This window comes from Enterobacter sp. NFIX59 (genome assembly GCF_900113755.1).
Taxonomy (GTDB): domain Bacteria; phylum Pseudomonadota; class Gammaproteobacteria; order Enterobacterales; family Enterobacteriaceae; genus Enterobacter; species Enterobacter pseudoroggenkampii.
The window spans coordinates 1,003,783-1,029,745 of record NZ_FOQN01000001.1; the positions used below are offsets into that span (position 1 = coordinate 1,003,783).

The following is a 25,963-nucleotide window of genomic DNA, read 5'->3' on the forward strand; positions in this document are numbered from 1 at the left end:
TCCTTAAGCAGCGGCCAGCCAGCGGGCTAAGCGCCCGGCGAATGCGGCCTGACTTTCCAGTAACTCGTCTCCCGTCACCAGCGGCGCCGGGCGTGTAATCACGATGCAGGGGATGCCCGCATCCAGACAGGGTTGAACCTTTTCCCGATAGCCGCCTTCCGCACCGGACGCTTTGGTGATCATCACGTCAGCCCGGCACTGGCGATAAAACGCCGCGTTAAACTCAGCGCTGAATGGCCCGCACATCGCGAAGATCTCGGTAACGCCAAAGCCAAGCCCGGCGCATTGCTCAAGGACCTCGGGCACCGGCAGCACCCGGGCCAGCAGCGTTTTCTCCGGCAGCCCGGCGCGCCAGCGCGCCAGATCTTTACTGCCGGTGGTCAACAGCACGCGTTCGCCCAGCCGCCGCGCGATGTCGCAGGCCTCTTCTATGCCCGGCACGCTGTAGAGCAGCGGATGCGTCAGCTCGCTGAGCTGTTCGGGGCGCTGATAGCGGCTAAGCAACACGCCCACCGTTTCACAGGCCGCCAGGATGTTGCGGCTGACCACCTCAGCGTAGGGATGCGATGCGTCAATCACCCAGCGGGTCCTGTTTTGCGCAAGCCAGTCAACCATCTGCTGCGGCTCCAGGCGGCCACAGCGCACCCGGCCATTAATGTCGCCCGCCAGCCGCTGCCCGGTGGCCGTCGCCACCGACAGGGTGTAGGCCACGCCGGCCGCATCCAGCTGCTGGCAGATCGCGCGGGCATCGCTGGTGCCGCCCATGACCAGCACGTCGCCATAGTTCACAGCACATAGCCCCGGGGTGTGATCATCAGCCCCTCCTGAACGTAAGTGGCCTTATTTCCGACGATCACCAGGCTTGTCATATCGACCGGCTCAAAGTCCATGTCGCCCAGCGTGGTCAGCCACTTCTCCTGCTTTTTGCGCCCGGCAGACTTCACTACCCCTACCGGCGTTTGTGGGCTTTTGCTGGCGGACAGCAGCTCAAACGCCCGTGCCAGATGGCCCTCGCGACCCCGGCTGCGCGGGTTATAGAAGCAGATGACGAAGTCCGCTTCTCCCGCAGCAACAATGCGTTTTTCAATGACCGGCCACGGCGTCAGCAGATCGCTTAAGCTGATGTGGCAAAAATCGTGCATCAGCGGCGCGCCAAGCAGAGACGCGGCGGCGATACTGGCCGTCATCCCGGGGATCAGGCGAACCTCAACGTCCAGCTTCTGTTTGCTGACCAGTTCCAGCACCAGCCCCGCCATGCCATAAATACCGGCGTCGCCGCTGCTGATAAGCGCGACGTTATGCCCGGCCTGCGCCAGCTCGATCGCCGCCTGACAGCGTTCAATCTCTTTGCACATCCCGGTTTTGATCACCTGTTTGTCGCCGGTGAAGGCCTTCACCAGATGGGTATAGGTTTTGTAGCCAACGATGATTTCTGCCGCCTGCAGCGCGTCTACGGCTTCCATGGTCATCATGGCCTGCGAGCCCGGGCCGATTCCAATTACGGTTAACATCAGTGTGAAACTCCCAAAGTGATAGTGACGCCCTGTTCGCGCAGGGTTTCTCCTCGTAGTTGCCCATGGCTCAGCAGCCACGCTGCCGGTCCCGAGACGCTCCCCACCCCAACCGTCTGGCGTACAAACGGTGAAGTCGGAAAGCGGTGTTCGTGCTCACGCAGCGCGTCAGCGGTAAAGGTTTCAAACGGCACACCCCAGCAGGCGGCAAGCTGAAGCAGGCCCGCTTCGTCTTTTTTAAGGGAGACGCTGCCAATCGCTTTCAGCGCCAGCGGATCGAACTGATGCGCCGCAAGCTGGCGCATTAACAGGGTCGCCAGCAGCGGATACGGCGTGTCGCGTCGACAGCCGATGCCCGCCACGACCCGCTGGGGAACCAGCGTCCAGTGCGGTAACGGCAGTTCCGGCAGCGTGTTGCGCAGCGTAATGCACACCAGCGCATCCAGTTCCGGGAGGTGCTGCAGGTCGCTCACGGTGATAAACCCGCGCCGATCGCACTGACTGACGTCGTCGTCGAGTTCCGCATCCCACCACAGCCCTACCCGCTGATGGCTCACCAGCATCTGGTTGACGATTTTCACCGTCGTTCGGAAATCGCGCATTCGGGCATTCAACTGGAAGGCAAGGGTATCCAGCGCGGCCATCTCGTTGACGTCCGTGGCGGTGGTAATCACCGGATCCGCCCCCAGCATTTCCGCCAGATAGCGGGTCAGCGCATTCGCCCCGCCAGCATGGCCGGAAAGCAGGCTAATCACGTGCTGCCCACGCTCGTCGATCACCACCACCGCCGGGTCGCTCAGCTTGTCGTGGATGAGTGGCGCCAGAACGCGCACCGCAATGCCGGTGGCGCCGATAAAAATCAGCGCCGGGTAGCGCGTGAACGCCTCGCGCACCGCCGGGGCAAAGCCGCCATCGAAGGAGATAAAGCCCTCTTCCCGCAGGCCCTCGCTGGTAAAGCAGGTGACCGGCAGCATTGCCGCCAGACGCTTCGCCAGCCGCACGCCGCCCGGCGTCAGGCAAAACAGCGCGATGGGCTCAGGCTTTACGGTATTCATGGCTAAAATCCGCGGCATAGAGTTTTGAGTAGTGATACTCCTCGCCCAGGAACTTCCCGACCAGAATGAGCGCCGTTTTGCGGATCCCCGCCTCGCGTACTTTGTCGGCGATATCCGCCAGCGTGCCGCGGACGGTGTGGCTTTCCGGCCAGGTCGCTTTATAAATGACGGCAACGGGCGTGGTGGCCGGATAACCGCCTTCAATCAGGCGTTCCGCCACCCGGTGAATACGCTGGACCGAGAGATAAATCGCCATGGAGGTCTGATGGCTGGCAAATGACTCCAGCTGTTCACGTTCCGGCACCGGAGTGCGGCCTTCGAGACGGGTAATAATCAGGCTCTGCGAGACTTCAGGCACGGTGTATTCCGCCCCAAGCTCCGCCGCGGCGCCGAGGAAAGCGCTGACGCCGGGCACCACCTGCCAGGCAATACCGCGCCTGGTCAGCTCTTCGCCCTGCTCGCGGACGGAGCCGTAGAGCGAGACATCGCCGGTCTGCAAACGTACCACCGTTTTTCCGGCCTTCACGCCCGCCGCCATCAGGTCGATTATCTGTTCTAAATGGAGTTCCGCGCTGTCGTGGCATTCGGCTCCCTGCGGGCAATACGCCAGCAGCTCGGTATTGATCAGCGAACCGGCATAGATAACCACCTGCGCCTGCTGCAGCAGCCGGTAGCCCTTGAGCGTGATGAGCTCACGGTCACCGGGACCGGCACCGACAAACCACACGCAACGGGAATCAAACGTCTCAGACATGGTGTTCTTCCTTCTGACAGGCGATAACAAAAACGGGATTATTCGGTTTGAAAAAGTGGCCGCTGCCGAGCGGGGTCAGCGCGGAGACCTGCATTTGCAGGCAATCAATGTTCTGGACGCCGATCTGCTGCAGATGGGCCATCGCGATAGTGAGGTTTTCCATCAGGATAAACGTCATCACCAGACGTCCGCCGGGATGTAGCTGGCGCAGGGACCAGTCAATAAGCGAGGTCAGATGGCCGCCGCTGCCGCCCATAAAGACCGCATCGGCCTTATCCGCCACCGGTAACGGCGCAACGCCCGGCAAAATCGCGATATTGCGACAGGCAAAATGCTGGCGATTTTCCGCAAGCAGCTGCAGAGCCGCAGGGTTACGCTCTATGGCCGTCACGTGCAGCGAGGGAAACAGCAGCGCCGCCTCTATCGACACGCTCCCGGTTCCCGCACCGACGTCAATCAGGTGGCTGGCGCGATGCAGCTCGAGCTTCGTGAGGGCCAGCGCGCGTACCGCCTCTTTGGTCATCGGCACCGTTTCGCCGCGCAGAAACAGTTCATCTTTCATCGAGGATCACCACCGCATTCATCTCATAGTCGGCACTGACCTCACTGACGGGCAGCCAGTGGATCCGTTCATTTTCCATCGCCAGGTTTTCACCAATCACCATCCAGCGATGGCCCTTCCCGCGCGCCACCAGCTGCGCGGCAATCTCTTTCGGCCCGCACTGGCTATCGGTGACCATCGCCACTTTGCGATGCCGTGCCAGCTCGTCAACGTTCACGCTGCGGCCATGGCTGCTGGTGAGCCACATCTCATTCATATCAATGCCCGCCTGCGCGCACAGGTACTGCACCGCGCTGATACCGGGAATAATGCGCACGCGCGCCATACCGAAATGCGCCACCATCCGCGATCCGATGCCGTAAAAGAGCGGATCGCCGGAGGCCACGATCACCACCTTTTTCTCCTGACGCGCCTCAACCCAGGCCAGCAGCGCCGGAATGTTGGCCCCCAGGACAAACGTCTCGCCGCAAAACGCCGGGAACTGCAGCAGATGGCGTTTTCCGCCGACCAGCGCATCGGCGCGATCGATCGCTTCACGCGCGGCGGGCGTCATCAGGCGCAATCCCGCAGGCCCCATTCCCACGACCGTTAACATTGCAGCGCCCGGGCAATCGCCTCGACCGGGCGGTTGCTGCCCAGCACCTGGTTATCAAAGGAAAACAGAATGGCGTCACAGGTCGGCGGATTTTTGGTAAAGCGCAGCATCTGCATTACGCGCAGGCAGATCCGTTCGGCGAGATGGCTGTAAAGCGCCTGAAAACCCCAGGTGTCGATGTGTTCCATCGCCGCTTCGGTGGTATCGCACTCGCTGACGACGGTGAGTAATTCCAGCGGCGCACCGAGCAGCGCCAGATGCGCCACCAGCGTTTCCATGCGCGCATCGGCGATATGGCTGTGGGTGTGGAATATCCCGGCGGCAATTTTGATGAGCTTGCCGGGATGGCCGACCAGCACTATCTGGCGAAACCCCAGCCGCACCGCCTCTTCAATCATGTAGCCGACAAAGTTGCTCATGGTGACCACGACATCTTGAACAATGCCCATCTGCTCGCGCACAAAGCGCTCGCCATGATTGCCCGGCACCAGCACGACCCGCTCCAGCCCGGCCGCGCGTTTAATTTCCAGCTCCAGAGAAAGCGAGCGTTTCCAGCTCTCCTCTGACATCGGCGTGACAATGCCGGTGGTGCCGATGATCGAAATACCGCCCAGGATCCCGAGGCGTGAGTTGTAGGTTTTCTGCGCACGCTCTTCGCCTTCAGGGGCGAAGATTTCCACGTTGGCCCCGCGCGTCGGGCCAATCGCCTCGCGCACGGCGGACTCAATGGTGTGACGCGGCGTGCGGTTGATCGCCGCGCTGCCGATAGCCAGGCCAATGCCTTTGCGCGTCACGGTCCCCACGCCTTCGCCGCCCGCCAGCGTAATCTCGCCGCTGTCGTTGAGCGTCACGCGGGCGAAAATCAGCATGCCGTGGGTGGCGTCGACGTCATCACCGCCGTCTTTGCGGATGGCCGCAATCGCCTGCTGCCCTTCAATGTGCGGCGATTCCACGTTCAGACACAGCGTGACGCCGGAGGGTGTCACAATGGAGACCTGATGAATGAGGTGCTGGCGCAGCACCATCAGTGCGGCGACTTTCGCTGCCGCGGTCGCACAGGAGCCGGTGGTGTAGCCTTTACGTAATGCCTTCCCGTTATGCCATACCGGGGAATCGAAGGTGGAATCGCTCATCGCGCCCCCTGCAGGTAATAGAGCATGGCGTTTACAATCGCCGCCGCCACATTGCTGCCGCCTTTGCGCCCGAGTGCCGCAATCGCGGGCAAATGGCTGTGCGTCAGCGCCTCTTTCGATTCCGCCGCCCCCACAAACCCCACCGGGACGCCCACCACGCCGCTGACGGCAACATCATGCTCAAGCAGGCGAAACAGCGCCGTGGGCGCATTGCCAAAGACGAAGATCTTCTCGCTCTCTTCCGTCACCGCGATATCCACGGCCGCCATCGAGCGGGTGATTCCCTGGGCCTTTGCCTGCGCCACCACCCGCGGGTCGCTGATATAGCAGCGGCATTCGCCCCCGAATGTGGACAGCAGCGTTTTGTTGATCCCGGAGAGCGCCATCGTGGTATCGGTATAGATAACGGACGGGCGACGGAGCGCCGCGCAAAGCTGATCCAGCGCGTCATCTGAAAACCAGAGAATATCCAGCCAGTCGAAATCTGCGGTGGTATGGATCACCCGCTTGACGATCGCCTCATGCAGCGGGCTGGCGAACCGGTACTCCGGCCGCGTTTCGCGAATGATTTCGCCAATGATGTCGAAACTTTTGGCTTCAATCGCCTGGGGTTGCTGGATGTATTGCATTGTCTTTTGTCCTCAGGCCACGCCAGCCATCAGCCAGCGTGCTGCGATAAACAGCGCCAGCGCCAGGGTGGAGGAAACCCACATCAGTCGAATCGTTCGGGAAATGTCGTCTACCGCAATCGGGCGCAGGGCGTCGCCGATCCACGGCTTTTCCACGCGCTGGCCAAAATAGGTGTTGGGTCCGCCAAGCCGGATGCCCAGCGCACCGGCAACCGTTGCTTCAGACCACGCGCAGTTGGGGCTGCTGTGGTTATAGCGGTCGCGCCAGCCGACGCGCAGCGCGCGGGAGGGATCCTCGCGGCATAGCCACGCCGCAACGCCCAGCAAGAGCCAGCTCAGGCGCGCGGGGATAGCGTTCGCCACGTCATCCATACGGGCGCTGATCATGCCGATCGCGCGGTATTTTTCATGCTTGTAGCCCACCATTGAATCGAGGGTATTCACCGCCTTATAGGCCATCGCCAGCGGCGCGCCGCCCAGCAGGAGGAAGAACAGCGGGGCGATAACGCCGTCAACCGTGTTCTCCGCGACGGTCTCCACCACCGCCCGGTTGATCTGTTCCGGCTGAAGCTGAGAGGTATCGCGCCCCACTATCCAGGAGAGCTTTTCGCGGCTTTCATCAAGGTCGCCTGCCCGCAGCGGGCGTTCAACGTCCAGCGCGGCGTTTGCCAGACTGCGCCCGGCCAGCACGGTAAATATCATCCACACCTCAATCGCCCAGCCCAGCCAGGGATGCACCCATCGTCCGAGCGCCAGCACGCCCCAGGCTATGCCCCAGGTCAGCCCCACGACGGCCAGCCACATGACGCCGCCGCCAATGCGTAACGCCGCGTCGCTATGGCAGCAGCGGCGAACACCCCGCTGCACCGCATTGATCAGGTTGCCTATCCAGCGCACCGGATGCGGCCAGTGTTGCGGGTCGCCGATGATGACATCGAGCAGCCACGCGACGCACCATGCCATCAGGGTCATAGCGCCCCCCTCGCCGCCGTCAGCCAGCGGCTGAGCATCGTGGGGCGTTGGGCAAAGTGGAGGTGCAGGTAGCTTGCGAACGTGTTGCCAACCTGCCAGCCACCCGCCCATTCCTGCATCGTCACGCCATCACGCACTTTGCGGCACGCCAGTACCGCAGGGGTTTGGGGGGAGAAGTCGGAATAGTGAAACTCATGCCCACGCAGCACCTCCCCGCTATCGGCCAGCAGCGTGGGCTGGCGCGCCTGCGCCTCACAATAGCCAAAACGGGTCAGCCGTTTACCCATCCTGCTGTGGCCGGGGATAATATTGGCCATCCGGTGGGTAACCCCCTCGCTATCTTCCAGCGTGCTGCCGAGGTACATCAGCCCACCGCATTCGGCGTAGATCGCCACCCCGCGCCGGTGCGCCTCCCGCAGGCTGGCGAGCATCGCGGTGTTTTCCGCAAGCCGTGCCGCATGCAGCTCCGGGTAACCGCCCCCGAGCCAGACCATCTGGCAGTCAGGTAAGCGGCTATCGCGCAGCGGGCTAAAGCGGATAATGTCGACCCCGGTACGTTCAAGCAGCGTGATGTTATCCGGGTAATAGAAATTGAAGGCCTCGTCATCGGCCATCGCGAGCGTTAACCCGCGCCCGGCGTCCCCGTCAGGGCGCGCGGGCCAGGCGCCCTGCGGTAGCGACGCCATCTGGCTGAGCGCGAGAAGTTGTTCGATATCCAGCGTACGTTCAAGAATGGAGGCAAAATTTTGCCAGGTCTGCGGGTCCGCGGCCGACTCCCGGGCGGTGACCAACCCAAGATGGCGCTCGGGCAAACCGACGCCCTCAACGTGCGGCACATAGCCCAGGACGGGTAGCGTGCAGTAGTGCTCAATGGCCGTTTTGAGCAGTTGATAATGTGATTCGCTGTTGACGCGATTGACAATCACCCCGGCAATATTGAGGGTAGGATCGAACCGCTGAAAGCCCATTACGGTCGCGGCAATCGACGTAGAAACCGCCTTGCCGTCCACCAGCAGAACCACCGGACAGCCCAGCTGTTTTGCCATCGCGGCGGTGCTGCAATAGTTCGGATCGGTGCCGTAGCCGTCATACAGCCCCATCACGCCTTCAATGACCGCGATATCCGCCTGCTGCATATGCTCGCAAAACAGCGCATTGAGTATTGGCTCAGGAAGCATGAAGCTGTCGAGGTTGCGGGAGGAGGTGCCGCTGACTTTGGTATGCCAGCCGGTATCAAGATAGTCAGGGCCCACTTTATACGGCTGGACGCGTAATCCACGCTGTTTTAACAGACTCAACAGGCCAAGCGTCACCGTGGTTTTACCACAACCGCTTCCGGTACCTGCCAGAACAAACGCGTACTGCTTTGCCGCCATGACCCCGATCCTGTCCAGGGTGGTTGGGAGGTATAGATACACGTCGTCCCAGTCTTTCGACTGTATGATGCATCAGTACAACCCACTTCCCACCGAAGTTGTTGAACGTTCCCGACAGGCAGGTCTTCTGGCTTAGCGTCCTCCTCGCCCGTCCTTCCCAATCTCGCGATCAGTGGTCATTACGGGGTCGTCAGCATCACAGCAGCGGGGGCTGCGGGGGATTGTCACCCCCTTCCCTGCCACAAATGTGGCAAAACCTGTCGGCTTACATTATGAGAAAGAGTTCGTTCTCAAAACAGCAATGCTATTTGCGGCGCTTCAATTCACCTTAGGCAAATACTTAACCACAAATGAAAACCATGCTGAGTAAAACGTGGCGCCAGAATAATTGACACCTTTCTCAATAACTCAACGTTTTATCACAAAAAATAAAAAGCAAAGATAATCACGCTTAAAATCTCAATATTTATTGTTCTATGACAAGTTATTGCACTACTTGATATTTTTTCATTTTATTGTGATCAAAATTCATCAGGATATTAAAGCCCGGTAAAAACATAATATTGCTGTTCAACGTAAGTCAGTGTGATTTCATTGATGCATTACGCGTTCAGCAGGATCGCAAAATAATATGGAGACTATCCAGGTCGGAATTTGCGGTATATCAAGGTAAGAGGAATATCCTCATGACACTATGCTCCAGAAATTTCTGACCAGTAAGGTGGAAACGTGGCTGTTGCGCAATGCCCCGCGTCGTGCGGTGAGCTTATCCAGGGCTGGATTTTGGGCAGTGAGAAGCTGGTCTCCTGCCCTGTCGAATGGTACAGCACCGTTGAGGTGAGCCACGGCTCACCCGTGGCGGATGAACGCCCGCTGTCGCGCGCGATGGTCGAGCGATTGTTGCAGCACTGGCATTATCCGGCGCAGCTAAGCCAGGATATCCGCATTGACGTGCACTCGACCATCCCGGTTGCCAAAGGGATGGCCAGCAGCACCGCGGATATCGCCGCCACCGCCGTCGCCACCGCCCACCATCTGGGGCGTCAGCTCGACGAAAGCACGCTGGCAATGCTTTGCGTTTCGCTCGAACCCACCGACAGCACCGTGTTTCGCCAGTTGACCCTTTTCGATCATAACGACGCTTCCACGCAGATCGCCTGCCACGCCCAGCCCGCTCTCGACCTGCTCGTTCTGGAAAGTCCGCAAACGCTGCGTACGGCAGATTACCACCGCATCCCGCGTCAGGCGGGGCTACTGGCCGGTGCGCCAGCGCTGGAACGCGCGTGGGGAAAAGTCCAGGAGTCCTGCATAACGCAAAACCCTTATCGGATGGGCGAAGCGGCCACCCTCAGCGCCATCGCCAGCCAGACGCTGTTGCCTAAACCGGATTTTGACGCACTGCTCTCACTGGTGGAGGAGTGCGGTATTTACGGGGTAAACGTGGCGCACAGCGGCAGCGTCGTGGGTCTGATGCTGGACAGAAATAAAGACGATGTCGATTATGTGAAATGGCTGCTGGTAAAAAAACAGCTCACCCGCCACTGGCCTGAACAACACCTGCTGCGGATGGTAAAAGGCGGCGTGACGCTACTCTGACAGCAGCCTGTGCTGAATGAGCCACTCGACCTGCTGTCTGACCTCTTGCTCGTGCTCCTGCGCTAAAGCCTGCTGCAGCGGAGCATGCCGGAAGAACGCGCCCCAAAATGCACGCTTGCGCTCCCGGTCACCGCATGCGCGATTAATCCGTTCACGCAGCGTCCCCGCCAGCCGCACGCTTTCCCGCATGCCCGGAGGAAGGTGGGCGGCGACATGCGCTTTGAGGATCTTGCTGTACACCGGCGCGTTGCCCCCGCAGCTCAGCGCAATAATGACCGGCGAATGGTCGATAATGGCCGGTGAGATAAAGGTGGCAGTCGAAGGATCGTCCGTGACATTGCAAAAGATACGCTCCGCGCTGGCGGCTGCGGCGACCTGACGGTTCACCTGCGGATCGCTGGTCGCGGCAATGACCAGCCAGCACGATTGCAGATACTGCGGCGAAAACGTCGCCGGAAACCACTTGATGTCACCGCTCGCGTGCAGGCTGGCGAGTTCCGGCGTCAGGGTGGGCGCAACCAGATGCAGCACCGCTCCGGCGGCCAGCAGCCCCTTCGCCTTATGCGTCGCCACCTGCCCGCCACCGACGATCAGACAGCGTTTCCCCTTCAGGTTGCAAAAAATCGGGAAATAGTCCATCGCCTTAGCCTTGTAAAACGTGAGTCAGCGCGGCAATAAACCGGCGGTTCTCCGCCTCGGTACGCACGGCAATCCGGTAGTAGTCGCGATCGAGCCCTGGATAGTTTTCGCAGTGGCGGATAAGAATGTGATGGCCGAGCAGCGCCGCCTTCAGGTCGAAACCCGGACGAAGACAGCGGAAGAAAATAAAGTTGGCCTGCGGATTCCAGACCGCCAGCGATGAAAAGCGCGCCATCGCCTGCCACAGGAAATCCCGCTCCCGGGCGATAAAGGCGTGGCTGCGAGCAATATAGTCCTCATCCGACAGCAAATGTTGCCCCACAAGCGCCGAGAAGGCATTCACGGACCAGGGCTCACGGGTGCGTTTCAGCTGGTGAATGGTTTGCGTATTGCCGCTCAGCAGATACCCAAGGCGCAGCCCGGGAATAGCAAAAAACTTGGTCAGGGATCGCAGCAGGTAAAGATAGCGTGACTCCGCCAGCCGCGGCGCCAGCGTGGAGCCCTGCGGCAGAAAATCGATGAACGCCTCATCCACAATCAGCGCAATCTGCAGCGATTCGCACAGCGAGGCCAGCCGGTCGAGAAGACCGGCATCAGGCATGAGTCCGGTAGGGTTGTTTGGCGTCGCGATGAACAGGCAATCGGGCCTGTGCGCGCGAACGGCGTCCAGTATGGAAACATCCACCTGGAACCCGTTCTGCTCACTCAGCGCATAGTCAATTATCTCGCAACCCTGCTGCTGTAATGCCCGGCGATATTCGGCGAAGCCCGGTACCAGCAGCATCGCCCGGCGAGGGGCAAGCGTTCGCACCAGGCCATAGATCAGCTCCGTTTCGCCATTCCCGGCAATCGTCTGGTCATAGTCACACCGGCTGGCGGTGGCCAGCGCCTGGTGAAGATGGCGGTATTCAACGTCCGGGTACTGCATGATGATATCCAGATGGGACACAATGAGCGACCTGACGCGATCGGGCAGCCCTAACGGATTGATGTTCGCGCTAAAGTCCACCAGCAGCTCGGGATCGATCCCCAACTGCAGCCCCGTTTCCAGAACGTTACCACCATGCTCACTCATTCGTTTCACTCGTCCATTTCGAAAATGTCAGGATAACATCAGACCACAACCTGATTCAGCGCGATATGTGATGCGGTAAACGCCAGTATCTCCTGCAGGCTGACCACCTCACCGATGACGATAAGCGCCGGAGCATGCAGTTTTTGACGTTCAACCTCGAGGTGGATATCGGTCAGCGTACCTTTGGCGATCTGCTGACGCGACTGGCTGGCATACATCACCACCGCCACCGGCGTTTCAGCGGACATGCCTCCCTCGATGAGCTGCTGGCAGATTTCCGTCAGCCGCGTCATTCCCATCAGAACGATCAGCGTTCCGTTGATTTGCGCCAGGGCATGCCAGTTTTGCGGGTCGTTCCCCTGGCACATATGACCGGTCACAATATGAAAGCTGGAGGCGTAATGACGGTGCGTGACCGGGATCCCGGCATAGGCCAGTCCGCCAATCGCGGAACTGATCCCCGGCACAATTTCGAACGTCAGGCCGGCTTTCGCCAGCTGCTCGGCCTCTTCGCCCCCGCGGCCAAAAACGTAGGGGTCCCCGCCTTTCAGGCGCACCACCTGGCGCCCTTCCCCGGCATGCTTGACCAGCAGGGTATTGATTTGTTCCTGAGGCACCGGATGATGGCTTGGGGTTTTACCGACATCAATAATCAGACAGCCTGCCGGAGCCTGAGCCAGAAGTTCAGGGTTTACCAGGCGATCGTGAACAATCACCTCCGCATGGCGGATACAGTGCAGACCTTTTACCGTAATCAAAGACGCATCGCCAGGCCCTGCCCCTACAAGCCAAACCTTCCCTTTACTCATCGTTATATCCTCAGATTAAATATTTAAAGACGCAAGAAAGCGGGTAATTAAAATTAGTGCTGAATTATACATCCCCTCCACACGTCAAAAATTTGATGTATTTATCACTCTTTCTTAATTTTACGAATGGCGTTTATGACCAATATCAATAAAACAGTGAATACCGTCTTCCCTCTGCCATTACGACATTATTGCTTTGGTCATCATGCTTAAAAAAACATATAAATCGCCTTCAGCAATAAAACAGGCGCGCGATCACAAATATTAAAATGGTTTTGTCAGCGACGTTTACAGATAAATATCAACCCTAAAATAAATCGCACACAAGTAACTGATATAAAACATTTTTCAATGCAACATCGTTACCATCATCATTTTTGGAAGGATTTTTTGAAAATAGATCAATTGCATCCCTTTCGCCTTCAAAACACACTCCAACACCATTAACAGACCCAATGTACATTAACCGTTTTTAATACCCATTTTATTTTCACTATCAGCCCTACAGAGGATTACCCATGAAGAAATCAACACTTGTTATTGGCGTCATTGGTGCTGACTGCCATGCGGTAGGCAATAAAGTTCTGGATCGTGTTTTTACTTCCCATGATTTTCACGTCATCAATCTTGGTGTGATGGTGAGCCAGGATGAATATATTGATGCGGCCATCGAAACGGGTGCTGATGCTATTGTCGTTTCATCCATCTACGGCCATGGCGACATCGACTGCCTGGGGCTGCGCGAGCGCTGCATCGAACGCGGTATCGGCGACATTCTGCTTTTTGTTGGCGGTAACCTGGTCGTGGGTAAGCACGATTTCGCCGATGTCGAAGCCAAATTCAAAGAGATGGGTTTCAACCGCGTGTTCGCTCCGAGCCACGACCTGGAGGACGTCTGTCAGCTGATGGCGAACGATATACAACAGCGTCAGCGCGTTGAAGAGCTCTGTCTTGAAGAGGGCTTCTGATGCAAATCGTCTCAGTCGACATTGGTTCGACGTGGACCAAAGCCGCGCTCTTCACGCCGGAGGGTGATGCGCTAACGTTGGTCAACCACGTTCTGACCCCGACGACGACCCACCATCTGGCGGAGGGTTTCTTTACCAGCCTGAACCAGGTGCTAAACGTTGCCGATGCGCGACCGTTGCTGAACAGCGGGGACGTTACGCTGAAATACTCGTCGTCGGCAAAAGGCGGGCTCGCCGTTGCCGCAATGGGTCTGGTGCCGTCAATAACCCTGGAATCAGCCAAAGTCACCGCCCATTCAGCGGGTGCCAAAATCGCCCAGTACTACTCGTACAAACTGAACCGTCACGATATCCAGGCGCTGGAGGACTCCCCGCCGGACATTCTGCTGTTCACGGGCGGTACGGACGGCGGCGAAGAGAGCTACGGACTTGCCAATGCCCGCGCGCTGGCAGCGTCAACGCTGGACTGCGCCATTATTTACGCCGGAAATCGCGATATTCAGGACGACGTGCAGGCCATTCTTGGCCACAAAGATCTGATCGTGGTCGACAACGTTTTGCCTGACCTCGATCACCCGAATCCGTATGCCGCCCGCAAGGCTATCTGCGATGTCTTTCTCTCCCGCATCGTGAAGGGGAAAGGGCTGGACGTTATCGTCGGGGAAACCGGCGAAGAGCCGATGCCCACGCCGTGGACCGTCTACGAGCTGGTGAAAGCGATAAGCGACATCGACAGCGCGTGGAAAGAATTCATGCTGATCGACATGGGCGGAGCCACCACCGACGTCTATTCCGCCAGCGCCAACATGCTCTCCCCGGATACCGTCCTGCACGGCGTGCCTGAGCCGTTTGTGAAACGCACCGTAGAGGGCGACCTCGGCATGCGCGTCTCGGCGGTGGTGGTTGGCGAGAGTACGCAGGAACTGGTGAACGCGGTGTTCGCCCACCAGCCTCAGCGCAGGGAAGCGTTCTATGGCTATCTGCGCCATCTGGTCGCGCATCCGGACTACCTCCCTGCTACCGAAGAAGAAAAGCATTTCGACACGCTGCTGGCCGGGCTGTGCGTGGGGTACGCCAGCGAGCGCCATGCCGGCACCAAAAAACAGGTCTGTACCTGCGTAGGCAACGTCGATTTGCAGATGGGGCGCGATCTGACCACCGTGCGCAAAGTGGTGGGTTCCGGGGGATGGCTCTCCCGCGCCAGCCAGTTCGATATTCACCGCTGGCTGAAGTACCGCGAGCTGGACGACAGCAGCAGACGCGTTCTTTTACCCGGGCAGTTTGACTATTACCGCGATGCAAAAGGTCTGCTTCCTCTGCTGGCGAACGTCGCCAGGCTGGACCCGCAGGCGGCGGCTCGCACCAGTATTCAATGTTTAACCCTATAAAACCTAAGGCAGCAACGAATGGAACTTCGAAATAAAAAGCTAACCCATGACGAATTCATGACTGAGCGGCAACAGGTCTTGCAGACCTGGCAAACCGGCAAGGACGTTGAGAACTTCGAAGATGGCGTGAAGTACCAGCAAACCATTCCTGAGCAAAAACGCTTTTCTCACGCCCTACTGAAGGCGGACCAGGAAGGTAAAACCCTGAGCCAGCCGCGCGCAGGCGTAGCGCTGATGGATGAACATATCGCCCTGCTCAAAACGCTGCAGGAAGATTGCGATTTGCTGCCCAGTACCATCGATGCCTACACCCGTCTGAATCGCTATGAAGAGGCGGCGGTAGGGATCCAAAAATCCATCGAAGCGGGCACCTCCAAACTTAACGGCTTACCGGTCGTTAACCACGGCGTCGCCGCCTGCCGCCGCATGACTGAAGCGCTGGAGAAACCGATTCAGGTACGTCACGGCACGCCGGATGCGCGCCTGCTGGCGGAGATCGCGATGGCCAGCGGCTTTACCAGCTATGAAGGCGGCGGTATCTCCTACAACATTCCGTACGCCAAGCGCGTCACTCTGGAAAAATCTATCCGCGACTGGCAGTACTGCGACCGCCTGATGGGCCTGTACGAGGAGAACGGCATTCGCATTAACCGTGAACCGTTTGGCCCGCTGACCGGCACCCTGATCCCGCCGTTTGTGTCCCACTCGGTGGCGATTATCGAAGGTCTGCTGGCGCTGGAGCAGGGCGTGAAGTCAATTACCGTCGGCTACGGCCAGGTCGGTAGCCTGACGCAGGATATCGCCGCGATTCAGGCTCTGCGCGAGCTGTCCCACGAATATTTCCATAACCACGGCTTTGACGATTACGAGCTGAGTACCGTCTTCCACCAGTGGATGGGCGGCTTCCCGGAAGATGAGTCGAAAGCGTTTGCCATTATCTCCTGGGGCGCAGCGGTTGCCGGTATGTCCGGGGCGACCAAAGTGATCACCAAGAGCCCGCACGAGGCGTTCGGTATTCCGACCGCCGCCGCAAATGCCCAGGGGCTGAAGGCCTCGCGTCAGATGCTCAACATGGTCAGCGATCAGAAGTTCCCGCCGTGCGCCGCCGTCGAGCAGGAAGTCGAGCTCATTAAGAGCGAAGTCCGCGCCGTGCTGAAGAAAGTCTTCGAACTGGGCAACGGCGATGTCGCGCGCGGGACGGTGCTGGCGTTTGAAGCGGGCGTGCTGGACGTACCGTTCGCCCCTGCCTCCTGCAACGCAGGCAAAATTCTGCCGGTGCGTGATAACGCCGGTGCCATTCGCGTGCTTGAAGCCGGTGCGGTTCCGCTGCCGAAAGATATCCTCGCCCTGCATCACGATTACGTCGCCGAGCGCGCGCGTTTTGAAGGCCGTAAGCCCTCATTCCAGATGGTTGTTGATGACATCAACGCGGTATCCCACAGTAAATTAATAGGAAGACCATAATGAAAATTAAGCAGGCCCTTTTCACCGCAGGCTACTCCTCGTTCTATTTCGACGATCAGCAGGCCATCAAAAACGGCGCCGGTCATGACGGGTTTATCTATACCGGCAATCCGGTAACGCCTGGATTTACGTCCGTTCGTCAGGCGGGTGAATGCGTATCCGTACAGCTGATTCTGGAAAACGGCGCGGTGGCGGTGGGCGATTGTGCAGCGGTGCAATATTCAGGGGCAGGCGGTCGTGACCCGCTGTTCCTGGCTGAACACTTCATTCCGTTCCTCAACGATCACATCAAGCCGCTGCTGGAAGGCCGTGACGTTGACCGGTTCCTGACGAATGCCCGTTTCTTTGACGAACTGCGTATAGACGGCCATCTGCTGCATACCGCCGTACGCTATGGTCTGTCGCAGGCGCTGCTCGACGCGGCGGCACTGGCGACCGGCCGCCTGAAAACGGAAGTCGTGTGTGATGAATGGCAGCTGCCGTGCGTTCCGGAGGCCATTCCGTTATTTGGTCAGAGCGGCGACGACCGCTATATCGCCGTCGACAAGATGATCCTCAAAGGCGTTGACGTACTGCCACATGCGCTTATCAACAACGTGGAAGAGAAGCTGGGCCTGAAAGGGGAAAAACTGCGGGAATATGTACGCTGGTTATCCGACCGCATCCTGAGCCTGCGCACCAGCCCGCGCTATCGCCCGACGCTGCACATTGACGTGTACGGCACCATCGGTCTGATTTTCGATATGGATCCGGTACGTTGCGCCGCCTATATCGCCAGCCTCGAAAAAGAGGCCCAGGGCCTGCCGCTGTACATTGAAGGGCCGGTGGATGCGGGTAACAAGCCGGATCAGATCCGCCTGCTGACCGCCATCACCCACGAGCTGATGCGTCTGGGTTCCGGCGTGAAAATCGTTGCCGATGAGTGGTGTAACACCTATCAGGACATTGTGGACTTCACCGATGCGGGCAGCTGCCACATGGTGCAGATTAAAACCCCGGACCTGGGCGGTATTCACAACATCGTTGATGCGGTGCTGTATTGCAACAAGCACGGCATGGAAGCCTATCAGGGCGGTACCTGTAACGAAACGGAAATCAGCGCCCGCACCTGCGTGCACGTGGCCCTCGCCGCTCGCCCGATGCGCATGCTGATCAAACCGGGCATGGGCTTCGATGAAGGTCTTAACATCGTGTTTAACGAAATGAACCGCACCATCGCACTGTTGCAGACTAAGGATTAAAAGATGGCACGTACATTTAAGATCTTATCGCCAACGGCTATCCTGGGCTATGGCTTCCCGGAAGAGAGCTTTCGGAAGGCCATGGAAGCGTCGCCGGATCTTATTGCGGTCGACGCAGGCTCTTCCGACCCTGGCCCCCACTACCTGGGGGCAGGTAAGCCTTTCACCGACCGGGCGGGGGTAAAACGCGATCTGCGCTATATGATCGTGGCTGGCGTTAAGCACAACATTCCGGTGGTGATCGGTACCGCCGGTGGGTCCGGCGCCGCGCCTCATCTGGAGTGGTGCCGCCAGATAATCCTTGAGATTGCTCAGGAAGAGAAACTCTCATTCTCCATGGCGCTGATCCCGTCGGATGTCGATAAAGCCACCGTGCATCAGGCGCTGGATGACGGGAAAATCACCGCCCTGGATTTCGTTCCGGAACTGACCCACGAGGCTATCGAAGAGAGCACCTATATCGTGGCGCAGATGGGTATCGAGCCTTTCCAGCGGGCGCTGGCGGCCGGGGCGCAGGTGGTGCTGGGCGGACGGGCGTACGATCCGGCCTGCTTTGCCGCGCTGCCCATCATGCAGGGCTTCGATGAAGGTCTGGCGCTGCACTGCGGTAAGATCCTCGAGTGCGCGGCGATTGCCGCTACGCCGGGGTCCGGCTCCGACTGCGCGATGGGCATCATTGACGATAACGGCTTTACGCTGAAAACGTTTAACCCGAAGCGTAAATTCACCGAAACGTCGGCGGCGGCGCACACCCTGTACGAGAAATCTGATCCGTACTTCCTGCCGGGGCCGGGCGGCGTCCTGAACCTGAAAGGGTGCAGCTTCAAAGCGGTCAACGAGGGCGAAGTGTACGTCAGCGGTTCCCGCCACGAAGAAACGCCGTACGCGCTGAAGCTGGAAGGCGCCCGCCGGGTCGGCTTCCGCTGTCTGACCATTGCCGGTACGCGCGACCCGATCATGATTGCCGGGATCGATAATATCCTCGAAGAAGTGCAGGTCAGCGTGAAGCGCAACCTCTCGCTGAATGACGACAGCATCCGCATGACGTTCCACCTGTACGGAAAGAATGGCGTGATGGGCAACCATGAGCCGATGCAGTCCGCCGGGCACGAACTGGGTATTTTGCTGGACGTAGTGGCCCCCACCCAGGATATCGCCAACAGCGTCTGTTCGCTGGTGCGCTCTACCCTGCTGCACTACGGCTATGAAAACCGGATCGCAACAGCGGGCAATCTCGCGTTCCCGTTCTCCCCTTCCGACATTCAGAGCGGCCCGGTGTATGAGTTCTCAATCTACCACCTGATCGAAGCGAGCGACGCGCTGCGTTTTGATTTCCACCTCGAGCAGGTCACGCCAGAAGGAGTTCAGCTATGAAACAGGGTATTTGCTCACTGGCGCAGGTCATTCGTTCTAAAAACGCCGGACCGTATGAGCTGGTTCTGGATATTTTATTTAAAACGCGTGAAGACTATCAGCGGGTAAAAGCCTCGGAGCAATTAACGCCGCAGCTTATTGCCCGTTTATATAACGTTAAGCCTGACTTTATTCATCGCATTATCTGGTTCGATCCGGCCAATGCGGTCAAAATCGTCATGCCTCGCGATATTATCTCCGGTAACGTCGGTGACAATGATGTCTATGGTGCCCAGCAGCATGCACCGTTATTAAGTATCGAGTTTGATCTGTAACACTACAAATACAACAACGTCCATTGGGATATAGATATTTGCTGTATCACTGTATTCCAGATAATTCATGCGGTTGGTCACAACAAACGTGCGTCTGAGCGGTTCATCAGGGCTCAGGCGCACGCGACCCTACACATTAACCAACCTTTATCCGATGGAGTAAACATGAAAAAAATAAGCTTAACGAAAATGATCATATTAGGTTTGATACTCGGCATGATTGCCGGGGTGGTCATTAATAATATGGCATCAGCAGATACAGCAAAAACGTACGCACAGGATATCTCTATTTTCACTACCATATTCTTACGCATGGTGAAAATGATTATCGCCCCGCTGGTCATTTCCACCCTGGTGGTCGGCATAGCCAAAATGGGTGATGCTAAAACGCTTGGCCGTATATTCTCCAAAACCTTTTTCCTCTTTATTTGCGCCTCGCTGCTGTCCATCGCCCTGGGGCTGGTTATCGTCAACATCTTCCAGCCTGGCGCAGGCATTAACTTTGTTCCCCATGACGCCGGGGCCGTTGCGGCCGTTCAGTCCGAGCCGTTCACGCTGAAAGTGTTTATCTCTCACGCGGTACCGACCAGCATCGTTGATGCGATGGCCCGCAACGAGATTCTGCAAATCGTGGTGTTCTCGATTTTCCTCGGCTGCAGCCTGGCAGCCATTGGTGAGAAAGCCGACCCCATCATTAAGGTGCTCGACTCTCTGGTGCATGTGATGCTGAAGCTGACGGGTTACGTCATGCTGTTTGCCCCGCTGACCGTATTTGCCGCGATCTCCGGACTGATTGCCGAACGCGGTCTGGGCGTGATGGTCAGCGCCGGTATTTTCATGGGTGAGTTCTACATGACGCTCGGCCTGCTGTGGGCGATTCTGATTGGCCTGTCCACGATGATTGTCGGTCCGTGCATCAGTCGTCTGACTAAAGCGATTCTCGAACCTGCGCTGCTGGCCTTTACGACCTCAAGTTCAGAAGCGGCTTTCCCGGGCACGCTGAACAAACTGGAAAAATTCGGCGTCTCCTCCAGGATTGCCAGCTTTGTCCTGCCCATCGGCTACTCCTTTAACCTGGTCGGCTCAATGGCCTACTGCTCGTTTGCGACCGTGTTTATCGCCCAGGCGTGCAACATCGAACTGAGCATTGGCGAGCAGATCACCATGCTGCTGATCCTGATGCTGACCTCTAAAGGTATGGCGGGCGTGCCGCGCGCATCGATGGTGGTTATTGCCGCCACGCTCAACCAGTTCAACATTCCGGAAGCGGGTCTGATTCTGCTGATGGGCGTCGATCCGTTCCTCGACATGGGCCGTTCCGCCACCAACGTGATGAGTAACGCAATGGGTGCCGCTATCGTCGGTCGCTGGGAAGGCGAGCACTTCGGCGCCGGCTGCCGCGGCAAGGTTCCGGCCAAAGAAAGCTCTGCTTCAGAAACTGAAATCGCCATGTATTGATTACAAAGGCCAACCGTGGTTGGCCTTTCGTCTTCCGATGTACAGGAAAGCCCCATGAAGATAAACATTTTCGGCGTCAGCCTCTTATCCGTCAGCCTGATGTTTAGCGCTGCCACGCTGGCGCAAACCGCGCCGGACTATACGCAGCTGCTTGAACAGGCTCACCAAAAATTCAAAGGTAATCATGAGGGGAAGGTCGCCGACTACATCCCTGCCCTGGCGACCTATAGCCCCGACAATTTCGCCATCACCCTCGCCACGGTCGACGGCAAGATTTACCAGGTTGGCGACGTGAAAAAAGCGTTTCCAATGGAGTCGCTGAGCAAGGTTTTCACCCTGGCGTTGGCGATGGAGCAGCGCGGTCCGCAGGAGGTGCTGGATAAACTCGGCGCCAGTGCGACCGGTCTGCCCTTCAACTCCGGTTTAGCCATTGAGCTGACCAAAGGTGCGCCGGAAAACCCGCTGGTGAATGCGGGGGCGATGAGCACGGTTAGCCTGATTGAGGCGAAAGATAAGACCGACCGCTGGAACACGATCCTCAATAACCTGAACGCGTGGGCCGATGCCTCGCTGACCGTCAACGAGCCGGTGTTCAAATCGGAAATGGAGACCAATCAGCATAACCAGGCGCTGGCGATGCTGATGGCCTCCTACAACAGCTTTTATGGCGATACCCGTGAAGCCGTCGAAATCTACACCCGCCAGTGTTCCGTAGACATCACCGTTGAGCAGCTCGCCAAAATGGGCGCGGTGCTGGCGAACAAGGGCAAATCGCCTTTCAACGGTAAGCAACTGCTGAATGAACGCTACGTGCCGCAGGTTCTGGCGGAAATGGCGATTGCCGGGCTGTACGACGGCAGCGGCAAATGGCTGTACACCGTTGGGATCCCGGCGAAGAGCGGCGTCGGCGGCGGCATGGTTGCCATCGTGCCCGGTCAATACGCCATCGCGGTCTACTCGCCACCGCTGGATGCCGCCGGGAATAGCGTCCGCGCCCAGCAGACGATTGCGTATGTTGCCGGGGCGACGCAGGCCAGCCTCTTTTTAGCCCATTGACTGTGATTTTGTCAGCCGGGCGCGGCAGCTGCGCCAGCGCCCGGCAAAAACAACCACAAAGTGAGAAGTACTATGTCTAAACCATTTGTCTGGCAGGAACTGTTTGTTCAGAGTAACGATACGACGGAATATGAACTCCTCAGCACACAGCACGTTACGGTGACGGAGTTAGAGGGCGAAGAGGTCATTAAGGTGGCGCCTGAGGCATTGACCCTGTTGGCCCAGCAGGCCTTTTATGAAGCCTCATTCTTCCTGCGCGCCGGACATTTAACGCAGATAGCCAGCATTCTGCACGACCCGCAGGCCAGCAGTAACGATAAGTATGTCGCCCTGCAGCTGCTGCGCAACGCCGAAGTGTCGGCAAAAGGCGTCCTGCCAAACTGTCAGGATACCGGCACGGCCACCGTTGTGGCGAGCAAAGGCCAGCACGTCTGGACCGGCGGTGATGATGCCGAAACGCTGAGCAAAGGGATTTATACCACCTTTAGCGAGTGTAACCTGCGCTACTCGCAAAACGCACCGCTGGACATGTATACCGAGGTTAATACCCAAACCAACCTGCCGGCGCAGATAGACATCAGCGCGACGCCGGGGAGCGAATATCGCTTCCTGTTTGTCAATAAAGGCGGCGGATCGGCTAACAAAGCCGCGCTGTTCCAGGAAACGAAATCGATTCTGCAGCCGGAGAAGCTCACCGCGTTCCTGATCGAGAAGATGAAGTCGCTCGGTACCGCGGCCTGTCCACCGTATCACATTGCCTTTGTGGTCGGCGGCCTCTCTGCCGACCAGGCGCTGAAGGTGGCGAAGCTGGCCTCAACAAAATATTATGACAACCTGCCCACCAGCGGGAACGAGCTGGGCCAGGCGTTCCGCGATACGGCGCTGGAATCCACGCTGCTCAACGCCAGCCGCGAATTCGGCATCGGTGCCCAGTTTGGCGGCAAGTATTTCGCGCACGATATTCGCGTCATCCGCCTGCCGCGTCACGGCGGCTCCTGCCCTGTCGCCATGGCGCTCTCCTGCTCCGCCGACCGAAATATCAAAGCGAAAATCAACAAGCACGGTATCTGGCTGGAGAAGCTGGAACATAACCCAGGGAAATATATCCCCGACGCCAGCCGTGAGGAACACGACGCCCGAACCGTACAGATCAACCTGAACCGCCCGCTGCGCGAGATCCTGCGCGATATGTCTGCCCTGCCGATCGGCACCCGGCTGTCGTTAAGCGGCCCTATCGTGGTCGCACGCGATATTGTTCACGCAAAAATCAAAGCCCGGCTGGATAACGGCGAGCCGATGCCGGAGTACATGAAAAACCATATCGTCTATTACGCCGGTCCGGCGAAAACACCGGAGAATCAGGCCTGCGGCTCCCTCGGTCCGACCACCGGCGGGCGGATGGACGGCTACGTCGATGCTTTCCAGGCCGCGGGCGGAAGCCTGATCATGCTTTCCAAGGGCAACCGCAGCCAGCAGGTTACCGATGCCTGCCATAAGCACGGCGGCTTCAACCTCGGCAGCATCGGCGGTGCGGCGGCGCTGCTGGCGCAGCAGTATGTGAAAAGCCTGCGCTGCCTTGAGTATCCCGAACTGGGCATGGAGGCGGTATGGATGATGGAGGTCGAGAATCTGCCCGCCTTTGTGCTGGTTGACGACAAAGGGAATAATTTCTTCAGCCAGTTTGAGCAGCAGCATCGCTGTGCATCCTGCCCTGCGGGACATTAAGGAGCCACTATGGAAGCGCGAGCTAACGCAGAAAAACACCGCCAACGACAGCAAAAGCGCAAAGAGCAGGTTGATATCCGCGTGGCGGCGGCAACAGAGAAGAAAGGCATTCTGATCGTCTTCACCGGCAACGGAAAAGGCAAGTCCACCGCCGCCTTCGGTACGGCGACGCGTGCCGTCGGCCACGGTAAAACCGTTGGCGTCGCGCAGTTTATTAAAGGCCAGTGGGATAATGGTGAATACAACACCCTGCATCCGCTCGGCGTCGAGTTCCACATTATGGGCACCGGCTTTACCTGGGAGACACAAAACCGGGAGACGGATATTCAGGCCGCAGCGGCGGTGTGGCAGGAGAGCAAGCGCATGCTGGCTGACCCGAGCTACGACCTGGTGGTTCTCGATGAGCTCACCTATATGCTGGCTTATCACTATCTGGATACTCAGGAGGTGATCGCGGCAGTTGAGAACCGTCCGGCGCAGCAGACCGTGATCGTCACCGGACGCGGCTGTCACTCGCAGTTACTGGCGCTTGCCGACACGGTCAGCGAAATGCGCCCGGTAAAACACGCATTTGACAGCGGTATTCAGGCGCAGGAGGGCATTGACTGGTAAGCGTGTCGGTACCGGATGGCGCGCCGCACTGCCGCCATCCGGTGTTATTACGCGGCCGGCGATACCACTGATTTTTGTAATAGCCACTCGCGGAAGGTTTGTAACGGCAGGGACTGAGCCTTTTCCTCCCGCCACGTCATGATGAAGCGGTTGCCGGTGCGGATAGGAACATCACAGGGGATCACCATCTCGCCGCAGTCCAGGTCATGCTGGATGGCGAAGCGGGGAAGCAGCGCGACCCCAAGATTCGATCGTACTGCGGCAATCAGCATCGAGAGGAGGTCAAAGCGCGGGCCAAGGTTCACGTCCGGACTGGTGATACCGGACAGCGCAAACCACTCCTGCCAGCCATTGATGCGAGTGCTTTGGTGTAACAGCGGAAACTCACTGAGCAGCTCCTCAACCCCCAGCTTCTGCTCCGCGCTGGGGAGCAAGCTTCGGCTGCATACCGGCAGGATCTCCTCTTCAAATAAATAATCGACTTCCGACCACGGGGGACAAAAATCGGCGCGCATAATAGCCGCATCGTATTCACGATTTAAAAAATCGCCGATATTGGCCAGCGAGTGAATGTTAACAATAATATCAGGATTTAATTTATTAAACTCCCATAAATTAGGGATCAGCCAATGCGTACTGAAGGTGGGATTTACCGCCAGCTCCACAACCTGAACGGCAGGCTGCCAGGACATTATCATATTTGTATCGCGTTCCAGCTTATTAAGCGTCTCTTTGACGATATTCAAATAATGCTTGCCTGCTGCATTCAGAAAAATCCGCTTTTTGGCATGATTGAATAATGAGGTGTGTAAAAACTCCTCCAGGGCCGTCACCTGTCTGAACACTGCACTCTGCGTTAACGCCAGCTCTTCTGCCGCGCGGGTATAGCTTTCGTGACGCGCCACAACTTCGAACGTCACCAGCAGCTCGCTCTTGGGGATTTTTCCTCTCATCATGTCTTCCATTCATGGTGGGTAACAGTAATTTTTTGAAGCGAATAAACCCTGCTTCAGAACGATACCGCCATTATATTTTAGTTATGCTCTGTCGGCAGTGATCCACACCATGATTTAATCAGTTTTGCGCGTCAGGCCAAACTACTTGCAGAAAATGAAATGAAACATGAAAGATTATTAAGAACCTGTTCTCTTTTGTGCCTCGTGTAATGGAGACAGCGTCTTATTATATGAAAAATCATATGGCCATTAAAAACAGGAATAGCATAGGGCTGGACGTTAAAAAATATAAAACAAAACGTTGTGCTAAAAATAGAACAGGGTTCTGTGTACGTCTTTTGATCAGCGGCGCACCCGCGTGACGGATGCCAGAGCACCGTTCCAGCGCCTCTTCAGCACGCAAGCAGAAACCGGCTCAAAACAAAAAACCCAGATCGTATAACGATCTGGGTTTCGAATTTGGCGGAAGCGTAGAGATTCGAACTCTAGAACCCTTTCGGGTCGCCGGTTTTCAAGACCGGTGCCTTCAACCGCTCGGCCACGCTTCCAAAGTGAGGCGCACTATAAACATCTATTAGCGCCTTGTAAAGCAGGAATTTTTCTATTTTTAGCCACCGGCGTTTGACTGCGCAAAAATCACCCAGGCGCTTACCGCGCATCGGTCTCTGCTCCCTTGTACATACCGTTACACAGCAACGCTC

Annotated in this window: 25 protein-coding genes, 1 tRNA gene and 1 riboswitch; of the genes, 11 read left to right on the forward strand and 15 right to left on the reverse strand. The window is 57.8% G+C overall.

What is annotated here, in order from left to right; all coding sequences use genetic code 11:
* Positions 1-3 precede the first annotated feature (3 nt).
* The 10 genes from BM007_RS04940 to BM007_RS04985 are packed head-to-tail and all read right to left on the reverse strand — an operon-like array spanning position 4 to position 8,587.
* The gene (locus BM007_RS04940) at positions 4-789 is read right to left on the reverse strand and encodes a cobalt-precorrin-6A reductase (protein WP_048989906.1); all 786 of its coding nucleotides are present in this window, start codon (positions 787-789) and stop codon (positions 4-6) included.
* The gene (locus BM007_RS04945; protein ID WP_024908221.1) at positions 786-1,511 is read right to left on the reverse strand and encodes a precorrin-3B C(17)-methyltransferase; all 726 of its coding nucleotides are present in this window, start codon (positions 1,509-1,511) and stop codon (positions 786-788) included. Before BM007_RS04945 ends, BM007_RS04940 begins: the two co-directional genes overlap by 4 nt.
* Positions 1,511-2,566 (reverse strand): cobalt-precorrin 5A hydrolase, encoded by a 1,056-nt coding sequence (cbiG, locus tag BM007_RS04950; RefSeq protein ID WP_090417451.1) that lies wholly within the window; start codon positions 2,564-2,566, stop codon positions 1,511-1,513. The genes BM007_RS04945 and cbiG overlap by 1 nt, the downstream gene beginning before the upstream one ends.
* Positions 2,547-3,320 carry a cobalt-precorrin-4 methyltransferase gene (locus tag BM007_RS04955; RefSeq protein ID WP_090417453.1) on the reverse strand — a complete coding sequence of 258 codons (774 nt, stop codon included), beginning with the start codon at positions 3,318-3,320 and terminating at the stop codon, positions 2,547-2,549. Before BM007_RS04955 ends, cbiG begins: the two co-directional genes overlap by 20 nt.
* The gene (locus BM007_RS04960; protein WP_090417455.1) at positions 3,313-3,882 is read right to left on the reverse strand and encodes a decarboxylating cobalt-precorrin-6B (C(15))-methyltransferase; all 570 of its coding nucleotides are present in this window, start codon (positions 3,880-3,882) and stop codon (positions 3,313-3,315) included. Before BM007_RS04960 ends, BM007_RS04955 begins: the two co-directional genes overlap by 8 nt.
* Complete coding sequence (locus BM007_RS04965) at positions 3,872-4,477, reverse strand: cobalt-precorrin-7 (C(5))-methyltransferase (RefSeq protein ID WP_090417456.1); 606 nt, start codon at positions 4,475-4,477, stop codon at positions 3,872-3,874. Before BM007_RS04965 ends, BM007_RS04960 begins: the two co-directional genes overlap by 11 nt.
* Entirely contained in the window at positions 4,471-5,610 is a 1,140-nt protein-coding gene (gene cbiD, locus BM007_RS04970; RefSeq protein ID WP_090417457.1) for a cobalt-precorrin-5B (C(1))-methyltransferase CbiD, read from the reverse strand. Before cbiD ends, BM007_RS04965 begins: the two co-directional genes overlap by 7 nt.
* Entirely contained in the window at positions 5,607-6,239 is a 633-nt protein-coding gene (locus BM007_RS04975) for a cobalt-precorrin-8 methylmutase (protein ID WP_090417459.1), read from the reverse strand. The genes cbiD and BM007_RS04975 overlap by 4 nt, the downstream gene beginning before the upstream one ends.
* 12 nt (positions 6,240-6,251) lie before the next feature.
* Positions 6,252-7,211, reverse strand: a complete 960-nt coding sequence (gene cbiB / locus BM007_RS04980) for an adenosylcobinamide-phosphate synthase CbiB (RefSeq protein WP_090417461.1) — start codon at positions 7,209-7,211, stop codon at positions 6,252-6,254.
* Positions 7,208-8,587 (reverse strand): cobyrinic acid a,c-diamide synthase CobB, encoded by a 1,380-nt coding sequence (locus BM007_RS04985; protein WP_090417463.1) that lies wholly within the window; start codon positions 8,585-8,587, stop codon positions 7,208-7,210. The genes cbiB and BM007_RS04985 overlap by 4 nt, the downstream gene beginning before the upstream one ends.
* A gap of 99 nt (positions 8,588-8,686) precedes the next feature.
* A riboswitch (cobalamin riboswitch) is annotated at positions 8,687-8,863 on the reverse strand.
* Positions 8,864-9,316: 453 nt separating this feature from the next.
* Between BM007_RS04985 and BM007_RS04990 the strand changes: the two genes are divergently transcribed.
* Positions 9,317-10,183 (forward strand): GHMP family kinase ATP-binding protein, encoded by an 867-nt coding sequence (locus BM007_RS04990; RefSeq protein WP_090417465.1) that lies wholly within the window; start codon positions 9,317-9,319, stop codon positions 10,181-10,183.
* On the opposite strand, the gene BM007_RS04995 is transcribed toward BM007_RS04990, so the two are convergent.
* Genes BM007_RS04995 through cobA form a run of 3 tightly spaced genes read right to left on the reverse strand, consistent with a single transcriptional unit; the run spans position 10,175 to position 12,706 of the window.
* Positions 10,175-10,822 (reverse strand): precorrin-2 dehydrogenase/sirohydrochlorin ferrochelatase family protein, encoded by a 648-nt coding sequence (locus BM007_RS04995; protein ID WP_090417467.1) that lies wholly within the window; start codon positions 10,820-10,822, stop codon positions 10,175-10,177. The genes BM007_RS04990 and BM007_RS04995 overlap by 9 nt on opposite strands.
* A 4-nt stretch (positions 10,823-10,826) precedes the next feature.
* The gene (cobD, locus tag BM007_RS05000; RefSeq protein WP_090417469.1) at positions 10,827-11,897 is read right to left on the reverse strand and encodes a threonine-phosphate decarboxylase CobD; all 1,071 of its coding nucleotides are present in this window, start codon (positions 11,895-11,897) and stop codon (positions 10,827-10,829) included.
* Between the two features lie 38 nt (positions 11,898-11,935).
* Positions 11,936-12,706, reverse strand: coding sequence for a uroporphyrinogen-III C-methyltransferase (gene cobA, locus BM007_RS05005; protein WP_090417471.1), 771 nt, complete (start codon positions 12,704-12,706; stop codon positions 11,936-11,938).
* Positions 12,707-13,224: 518 nt separating this feature from the next.
* Between cobA and glmS the strand changes: the two genes are divergently transcribed.
* From glmS to cobO, 10 genes are all read left to right on the forward strand, one after another.
* Positions 13,225-13,674 (forward strand): methylaspartate mutase subunit S, encoded by a 450-nt coding sequence (glmS, locus tag BM007_RS05010; protein ID WP_024907732.1) that lies wholly within the window; start codon positions 13,225-13,227, stop codon positions 13,672-13,674.
* Positions 13,674-15,062: a methylaspartate mutase accessory protein GlmL gene (gene glmL, locus BM007_RS05015; RefSeq protein WP_024907733.1), complete on the forward strand. Its 1,389-nt coding sequence runs from the start codon at positions 13,674-13,676 to the stop codon at positions 15,060-15,062. The genes glmS and glmL overlap by 1 nt, the downstream gene beginning before the upstream one ends.
* A gap of 18 nt (positions 15,063-15,080) precedes the next feature.
* A complete protein-coding gene (locus tag BM007_RS05020; protein WP_024907734.1) occupies positions 15,081-16,526 on the forward strand; it encodes a methylaspartate mutase subunit E in 1,446 nt (481 codons plus the stop codon).
* Positions 16,526-17,767, forward strand: coding sequence for a methylaspartate ammonia-lyase (locus BM007_RS05025; protein WP_024907735.1), 1,242 nt, complete (start codon positions 16,526-16,528; stop codon positions 17,765-17,767). The genes BM007_RS05020 and BM007_RS05025 overlap by 1 nt, the downstream gene beginning before the upstream one ends.
* A 3-nt stretch (positions 17,768-17,770) precedes the next feature.
* A complete protein-coding gene (locus BM007_RS05030; protein WP_048989929.1) occupies positions 17,771-19,141 on the forward strand; it encodes an acyclic terpene utilization AtuA family protein in 1,371 nt (456 codons plus the stop codon).
* Positions 19,138-19,455: a DUF4387 domain-containing protein gene (locus BM007_RS05035; protein ID WP_024907737.1), complete on the forward strand. Its 318-nt coding sequence runs from the start codon at positions 19,138-19,140 to the stop codon at positions 19,453-19,455. Before BM007_RS05030 ends, BM007_RS05035 begins: the two co-directional genes overlap by 4 nt.
* A 165-nt stretch (positions 19,456-19,620) precedes the next feature.
* Positions 19,621-20,913: a dicarboxylate/amino acid:cation symporter gene (locus BM007_RS05040; protein WP_090417473.1), complete on the forward strand. Its 1,293-nt coding sequence runs from the start codon at positions 19,621-19,623 to the stop codon at positions 20,911-20,913.
* A gap of 54 nt (positions 20,914-20,967) precedes the next feature.
* Positions 20,968-21,969, forward strand: a complete 1,002-nt coding sequence (gene glsA / locus BM007_RS05045; RefSeq protein ID WP_061715612.1) for a glutaminase A — start codon at positions 20,968-20,970, stop codon at positions 21,967-21,969.
* Between the two features lie 72 nt (positions 21,970-22,041).
* Positions 22,042-23,694 carry a class I fumarate hydratase gene (locus BM007_RS05050; protein WP_090417475.1) on the forward strand — a complete coding sequence of 551 codons (1,653 nt, stop codon included), beginning with the start codon at positions 22,042-22,044 and terminating at the stop codon, positions 23,692-23,694.
* Positions 23,695-23,703: 9 nt separating this feature from the next.
* Positions 23,704-24,306 carry a cob(I)yrinic acid a,c-diamide adenosyltransferase gene (gene cobO, locus BM007_RS05055; RefSeq protein WP_090417476.1) on the forward strand — a complete coding sequence of 201 codons (603 nt, stop codon included), beginning with the start codon at positions 23,704-23,706 and terminating at the stop codon, positions 24,304-24,306.
* Positions 24,307-24,353: 47 nt separating this feature from the next.
* Here the strand turns inward: cobO and BM007_RS05060 are convergent, their stop codons facing one another.
* Both BM007_RS05060 and BM007_RS05065 read right to left on the reverse strand, forming a co-directional pair.
* The gene (locus BM007_RS05060; protein WP_048989940.1) at positions 24,354-25,259 is read right to left on the reverse strand and encodes a LysR substrate-binding domain-containing protein; all 906 of its coding nucleotides are present in this window, start codon (positions 25,257-25,259) and stop codon (positions 24,354-24,356) included.
* Between the two features lie 463 nt (positions 25,260-25,722).
* Positions 25,723-25,810: transfer RNA gene (locus BM007_RS05065), tRNA-Ser, on the reverse strand.
* Between the last annotated feature and the right edge of the window lie 153 nt (positions 25,811-25,963).